The organism is Methanobrevibacter sp. (assembly GCF_030539875.1).
In the GTDB taxonomy this organism is placed as follows: domain Archaea; phylum Methanobacteriota; class Methanobacteria; order Methanobacteriales; family Methanobacteriaceae; genus Methanocatella.
In genome coordinates this window covers 1-6,627 of record NZ_JAUNXI010000031.1, presented here as the reverse complement: position 1 = coordinate 6,627, position 6,627 = coordinate 1, and the positions used below count along the sequence as shown (strand labels likewise).

Genomic DNA, 6,627 nt, shown 5'->3' with positions numbered 1-6,627 from the left:
AATATTATTAATTGTTTGTTTGTATCTTTAAAATAGACTTAATAGTATGGAAATAGATTAAAAAATAATAATATGTGGGGGGGGGTTTTATTCTTTAAAATAGACTTAATAGTATGGAAATAATCTTGAAACGGTTCGGGATGTGTTTAATTTAACTCTTTAAAATAGACTTAATAGTATGGAAATCTTGCACCCATCCGTTATGTTGCAGTATCCCATGACTTTAAAATAGACTTAATAGTATGGAAATTGGGTTGTGTTTGGTGTGAATAGTCTTCCGCACCATTCTTTAAAATAGACTTAATAGTATGGAAATTACTACATTGGAGGAGTATTATACTACAAAAATACTCTTTAAAATAGACTTAATAGTATGGAAATCTTAATGGCGAAGTTGTAAAAAATGATGATGAGTTGCTTTAAAATAGACTTAATAGTATGGAAATTTAGTAATGGTGTTGAATATGATAATGGTTTAATTCACTTTAAAATAGACTTAATAGTATGGAAATACTCTTTTTGAAAATCGCCTTCTTTCATATATATGTCTTTAAAATAGACTTAATAGTATGGAAATATCGGGGACCCCGGAATTGGTAAATCTCAGTTAATTCTTTAAAATAGACTTAATAGTATGGAAATCAAACAGGGGGCATCGAATCAGTAGACTTAACATATACTTTAAAATAGACTTAATAGTATGGAAATAGAAGTATATTACATATGCGAAACTTGAAGTATTTCCTTTAAAATAGACTTAATAGTATGGAAATTACAAACTATCCGGATGCGTAGACATCAACACAATCCTTTAAAATAGACTTAATAGTATGGAAATAATTTGGATTTCATCTACTATTAAACATATGTCTTTTCTTTAAAATAGACTTAATAGTATGGAAATTGTTTGAGCCAGACTGCAAGTCATCCGAACACATGAACTTTAAAATAGACTTAATAGTATGGAAATCAACGAACTGTCTGAGCAGGTATGCCATGCGATATCTGCTTAAAAATAGACTTAGTATGGGAATAATAGAATTTTGAGCTAATCAAGGAACAGTTGGATTGCATTATTTTAAAAACTTTTAAATAATATTTTAAACAAACAGTTATCATAATTAAAATATGGAGAACATTTATATGATTTTTGATGATGAGTTGAACATGCTCGAACAAGAAATTGCAAATGCACAGGACATAGACGAATTGAACTACCTAAGAACAACCAATGAGAAGAAATATTGGTGGTCAAGTATTTTTGTAGCAGGCCTCTTTTACGGTTTAAACGGCAAAGTTGGAAAGATGATCATTATCTGGATTCTTAGTGTAATCACATTGGGAATTTATGCATTGTATATAATGTATAAAAGTTACAAAGATGAAAACGAATTCAACAACAGAATGGAATATGCAATTTTACAAAGAACCAAGCAATTGAAAGGAACTGCAGAATAAACGCTCAAGTGCCGGATGAAGTTTTAAAGACTTCTGACGGCATAACTGCAGGATAAAATAACAGATACTATTGATGTGAGGTAAAACTAACAAGTGATGATGTGGATGGAGAAAAACAAAAAAATCATAATAGGGATTTTAATAGCAATAATAATAATTTTAGCAGCGGGAATAGCTTTTACAGCGTATAATTTTCAGATTCAATATCAAACGATAGCTATAAGCAATGCAACAACAATGGAAGTTCCGTTTTCTGACAATTCCAAATTTTTCAATGATGATCTTGGAATCAAATACTACCTGGATGCGGAACACGACGTTCAGGAAATCAGCTGGAACAGTCAAGAAGAACTGTCCCTTGCAGGCGGAATAAGCGTTGCTGCCATGTTTGAAAAAATGAAAAGCACAAACATTTCAACAATGGAAGACGGTGTCGTGTTTTATGAAAATAAGGAACTGGACTGTTTTGTTATTGTAACCGGAAATGATACAACCCATGACAACATATTAATCATGGCAAAAGACAAGAACATTGCACTGCACATGTATAAAAGCATTAAATATGGTGTAAGCAATATTTCAAAATCCTCTCTGCTGCAGCCTTCCGCTCCTCCTGCTGATGATAAAAATAATACTGATGATATGGTCTATCCATTATTCGGTATGGATTCATATGATTATTATGAAAATGATCATGACTATGATTTTGATGGCCTGGAAGACCATGACGATTACGACTATGATGGCGGGGGATATGAAGAGGATGACTACGGAGAGTATGACCCGCCAGATTTTGAATAAATAATTATACTAAGTAATGACAAAATGAGTAATGATGACATTTGAAAATCAGATTCTGGATTTTTCTAAAAATATAACTAATAAAAAGAGAGGAATCTCAACTGAAGAGACAACTAAAATTTCTTTAGTTTTGCCTTTTTTAAAAATTTTAGAATATGATGTTGAAAATCCTCATGAACTGAAAGCAGAATATGTTGCAGATACGGGGGTTCGAAAAAGAGAAAAAATAGATTTGGCGGTTTTTATTGATAATGAAGTTAAAATATTAATTGAATGCAAATCTGCTAACACTAAACTCAATTCCAATCATTTAAGTCAGTTATATAGGTATTTCAGTGTAAGTGATGTTAAATTTGTTGTTTTAACTAATGGAATTGTTTATCAGTTTTTCACTGACTCTAAAAATCCTGGAAGAATGGATCAAAACCCATTTTTAGAAGTTGATTTGAGAAAATTAACTGATGAAAAAATTGAATCTTTAAAATTATTTACAAAATCTAGGTTTTCACAAGAAAAAATTTTAGAACATGTTGAAGAGTTAAAATACAGGCATGAAATCCATAATATTTTATTAAATGAAATAAGGTATCCTAGTGATGAATTAATAAGAGTGTTTGCTAAAAAAATATATTCCGGAAATTTAGATAAAAAACAGATGAAATATTTCCATAAAATAATCAAAGACGAATTGAAAGACGTTTTTGAAAATGATTATGAATTAGGTTCATCTGAAATTATTACAACTGAAGAGGAAATTCAAGGATTTTACATTGTAAGAGCAATTGTAAGTGAGATTATAAATCCAGATAAAATTACAATGAAAGATAGAAAAAGTTATTGTGCAATTTTCTTTGATGACAATAAAAATTATACAATATGTAGGTTGTATTTTAATGATTTAGATAATTTGGCTATTGCGTTTTTTGATTCTATGGATAAGGATAAGTATGGCTCTAGAATTGGCGAAATAATGCCAATTAATAATATAAATGATATCTATAATTATAAAGATAAATTGTTAGATACTGTTAGTGCTTATAAAAAAATATTTAAACTTAAATAATTCTTGAAATCATGAAATGAACTCTTTTTTTATTTTTATGAATTTTAGAAATTCGCTTTTAAGCACTGTTTATAATATTAATAAAATAATATTGGAAAAAACCACAAAATATACACCATCTCCTATTAATTTGTATTTTATTTTACTAAAATTTCTTTTAAATAATAATTAAAGTAATCCTATGAATTCTAATAGATTATTTCAAAAATTTTGCAGAGATAGAAATATCAAATCAAGTACCCGTAAAGGTTATGATTCAGCTTTAAAATTATATGAAGATTTTAACGGTGAGATAATTGAAGATTTATTCGCTGAAGCACGATTTGAGGAAAATGAAAGAATCCCTCTTAAGGATAGAAAAATAAAAAAGAGATTAATTGACTTTAGAACTAATTTGCTAAATAGTAAATTATCTCCCAATACTTCAAAAACATATTTCTCAAAAGTAAAAACGTTTTACTTGCACTTTGAGTTTGAACTGCCTCATTTACCTCAAACTAAATATGATAGGATTTATGAGACAAATTATTTGGACTTGCCCACACGTGAACATATACGTGAAGCGTTACTTATTTCACCAATTGACATAAAAGCAGTGATACTTTTCATGTCCAGTTCAGGAACTGCAAAAGCAGAAACATTATCATTAACGGTTGAGCATTTTATACAAGGCACACAGGAATATCATCATGGAGGATCAATTGAATTTATCCTAGAAACTCTTGATAAGAAAACAAATGTTGTTCCGACTTTTTATTTGAAAAGAATTAAGACCGATAAATACTATTATACGTTTTGCTCTCCAGAAGCCAGCTCAGCAATTGTTAAATATTTAAAAACACGTGAGAACTTAAAATTAGAAGATCACTTATTTGATTTCACCTCATCGTTATTATTAACTCGTTTTCAAGAAATCAATGATAAAATGGACTGGGGATTTAAAGGAAAATACCGTTTCTTTAGATCACATACGCTGCGTAAGTTTCATGCATCAAATATTGGCCTTTCTGCTGAGTATATTGATAGTTTACAGGGACGTAGCAAAAATGAAGTTCATGAAACTTATATTAAAACCAATCCTAAAAAACTAAAGGAAATCTACAAATCCGCAATGAAAAATGTGATGATTTATGAAAATAAAGGTCCAGAGATAAAAAAACAAGAATTTAATATAATAATTAATGTCTTTTTATCTGGAAAAGAATACAACATTATTTAAATCTTTTTAAGAAGGTTTGCCTTTTTAGTTTTGGAACCTTCTTTTTTAATTTCAATATTCTGGAATTTTGCATAGTTAACTTTGACTCCGTCGTCCAAGTCAATTTCAATATTCTGATTTGCAATATGTGCTAGAACTTCATCGTATTCTTGAGTTTCTTTTAATTGCTTTTGAAGCTTGGCTTTTTCCTTAGTTGCATTAGCAACCTCTTGTTTTGATGTAGAGTTGTTAATGATATTGTCAGTGTTAGCTATTCTCTGTTCTATTGCTTTTTGAGTTTTGTGTAAGTAATCTGTTCTGATTCTAGCTACTAAAGATGGTTCGTACCTGTGCATGTAAACCAGGCAATTGAAACCGTTTTGTTTACCGCTTGAGAATTGCCAGTATATAGGGCAATTTTGATATATTTTAATATGGTTTTCGTAGAATTCGTTTAAGAGATAATATCTAATGATTTCTCTTGATGGTTTTTTATTTTTAGATAATGAATTAGCTATAAAATCTAAGTTTTCTTCTAAGGTTTCTTCTCCAAAGCAGGTTTTTACAAATTCAACAAATTGTCCCACAATATCATCTTCAAAATATTCTGAATCTAATACTGGAATAATATTATCATTATCAGCCTCGAATATCTGATAATTATTTTTGTTGAAATTTCCCCCTGTAAATTGTAATCCTTCTTTGTCTAAAGAATAACGGCCAAACATACATCCAATTGCATATGAAATAAAAGATTTAACATCATTTTCATCATTTACTTTTTTAATTGACACATATTTATCTTTAATATTTGTATCAAAATTAATTGAATAGATTATAGAAAAAATTTCATTTAATCTTTCTTCGTTATGTTTTAAACTTTCAAACATATTTAAATTATGTTGCTTTCGATTGTTAAAGGAACGTTCTATAGATTTTTCTTTAAATTTTAATAATGGATGGGTTTTAAAATCCCAACTTATTTCATAATCGTCCCATTCTTCTTTAGTAATCTTAATATTTTCATGAACTAAGTTATAAATTTCTTCATTATATGTGTTATCAAATAGTATTGGTAATTTTTTTAATGACCCAACATTAAAATCTAGAGTTGGAGCTAAAAAGGATAGGAAAATCATAGTAATATCATTATTTAAAAATGCAAAAATGTATTCAAAATCCTTTTCATTATTAATGAAACATTTTGATCCTTTAGTATCAAATATAAATCCCTCACTATTATACCTAAATGATATTTTTCCAGAGGATAATGATGAATATGTTAATCCTTTTTTAAAATAAAAATCAGAATTTTGAGGTCTTGATTTTAATTTTCCATTTTTATTCCGATTATTCTTTATTTCAAAACCATTATTCTCCCAATTCACTACATGATAATTATTTCCATACCATTTTCGATAATTTCCTCCTTTGTTGTGGGGGAACCATTTTTTATTAATATATCTAGTTTCTTCGCAACTTTTACAATTAAATTCAATATTATTAAAATTTACTTCAAACCAAAAGCGAATAAATCTATTAACATCTCCTGTTTGTAAACCGACTTTAATTGAAGTTTCTTCTTCTAGTAAATGGCCTTTATTAAAAGGAGTAACTACTGTTTCATCCGCCCAGTATGCAATAGGGTATAATGGTATAGTGTTGTATTTTTTTGTATCTGAATAAAATTTATAATTAGTATGCACTGTTGTTGCATCTAGAACCTTTTCTTTTTGAATTTCCATTCCTCCAGCAAATTCAGATAATTTTAGGTATGTGCCAATATAATTTTCATCAAAATTAGATAATACAAAAGTACATATTGGTACAGTAGCTTCTGAAAATGCTGAGTATTCTAATTGAATCAATGATGAAATTGATTTAGTGTTAATGATAAAGTTCCTTAAATTCTCATAGTTTTTAATAAACATCCATACAAATGGTGTCATTAATGCATTATACCCATATTCATTACAAAAATCAAAGTTTCTATAAATAGAGATAATTATAAAAATGATTTTTTACAGAAACATAATTGTATATAAAGTGTTACAACTTGAAAACTGGTGAAATTATGGATAAAACTATTTTAAAGACATTTGCGGTA

5 protein-coding genes and 1 CRISPR repeat array are annotated in these 6,627 nt (G+C 28.3%); of the genes, 4 read left to right on the top strand and 1 reads right to left on the bottom strand.

From position 1 onward, the window contains the following. Positions 1 to 25: 25 nt before the first annotated feature. Positions 26 to 1,037: direct repeats of the CRISPR family, unit length 29 nt; unit sequence CTTTAAAATAGACTTAATAGTATGGAAAT. A 106-nt stretch (positions 1,038 to 1,143) separates the two neighbouring features. The 4 genes from Q4Q16_RS09095 to Q4Q16_RS09080 all read left to right on the top strand — a co-directional run bounded on the left by Q4Q16_RS09095 (position 1,144) and on the right by Q4Q16_RS09080 (position 4,541). Beyond that, the gene (locus Q4Q16_RS09095; RefSeq protein ID WP_303347412.1) at positions 1,144 to 1,458 is read left to right on the top strand and encodes a DUF4234 domain-containing protein; all 315 of its coding nucleotides are present in this window, start codon (positions 1,144 to 1,146) and stop codon (positions 1,456 to 1,458) included. 105 nt (positions 1,459 to 1,563) lie between these two features. Continuing rightward, positions 1,564 to 2,259 carry a hypothetical protein gene (locus Q4Q16_RS09090; RefSeq protein WP_303347411.1) on the top strand — a complete coding sequence of 232 codons (696 nt, stop codon included), beginning with the start codon at positions 1,564 to 1,566 and terminating at the stop codon, positions 2,257 to 2,259. Positions 2,260 to 2,293: 34 nt separating this feature from the next. Then, a complete protein-coding gene (locus tag Q4Q16_RS09085) occupies positions 2,294 to 3,322 on the top strand; it encodes a type I restriction enzyme HsdR N-terminal domain-containing protein (RefSeq protein ID WP_303347410.1) in 1,029 nt (342 codons plus the stop codon). A 181-nt stretch (positions 3,323 to 3,503) separates the two neighbouring features. Then, complete coding sequence (locus Q4Q16_RS09080; protein ID WP_303347409.1) at positions 3,504 to 4,541, top strand: integrase; 1,038 nt, start codon at positions 3,504 to 3,506, stop codon at positions 4,539 to 4,541. Here the strand turns inward: Q4Q16_RS09080 and pglX are convergent. Then, positions 4,538 to 6,517 (bottom strand): BREX-1 system adenine-specific DNA-methyltransferase PglX, encoded by a 1,980-nt coding sequence (pglX, locus tag Q4Q16_RS09075; protein ID WP_303347413.1) that lies wholly within the window; start codon positions 6,515 to 6,517, stop codon positions 4,538 to 4,540. The genes Q4Q16_RS09080 and pglX overlap by 4 nt on opposite strands. Between the last annotated feature and the right edge of the window lie 110 nt (positions 6,518 to 6,627).

Coding starts and splice junctions, on each gene's coding strand:
- Q4Q16_RS09095 (WP_303347412.1), top strand. CDS start 1,144: ATGATTTTTGATGATGAGTTGAACATGCTCGAACAAGAAATTGCAAAT.
- Q4Q16_RS09090 (WP_303347411.1), top strand. CDS start 1,564: ATGGAGAAAAACAAAAAAATCATAATAGGGATTTTAATAGCAATAATA.
- Q4Q16_RS09085 (WP_303347410.1), top strand. CDS start 2,294: ATGACATTTGAAAATCAGATTCTGGATTTTTCTAAAAATATAACTAAT.
- Q4Q16_RS09080 (WP_303347409.1), top strand. CDS start 3,504: ATGAATTCTAATAGATTATTTCAAAAATTTTGCAGAGATAGAAATATC.